Genomic DNA, 261 nt, shown 5'->3' with positions numbered 1-261 from the left:
ATGGGCCTGTTGATGCTGATTTCGCCACCGGGCTACGGCAAGACCACCCTGATGGAGTACGTGGCGCACCGCCTGGGCCTGATCTTCATGAAGATCAACGGCCCGGCCCTGGGGCACCAGGTCCGTTCCCTGGACCCGGCCCAGGCGCCGGACGCCACTTCGCGCCAGGAGCTGGAGAAGCTCAACCTGGCCCTGGAGATGGGCAACAACGTGATGCTCTATGTCGACGACATCCAGCACACCCACCCGGAATTCCTGCAG

Annotated in this window: 1 protein-coding gene; it reads left to right on the top strand. The window is 64.0% G+C overall.

Annotated elements, in window-relative coordinates; all coding sequences use genetic code 11:
• Window positions 1-12: 12 nt before the first annotated feature.
• Window positions 13-261 (top strand): AAA family ATPase (locus tag SB816_RS32785; protein ID WP_410548351.1); only part of this gene is annotated, 249 nt, incomplete at its 3' end.

This window comes from Achromobacter sp. SIMBA_011, assembly GCF_046535435.1.
In the GTDB taxonomy this organism is placed as follows: domain Bacteria; phylum Pseudomonadota; class Gammaproteobacteria; order Burkholderiales; family Burkholderiaceae_B; genus Achromobacter; species Achromobacter dolens.
Note: the sequence above shows the minus strand (reverse complement) of the source record. Positions and strands in the feature narration are given on the sequence as shown.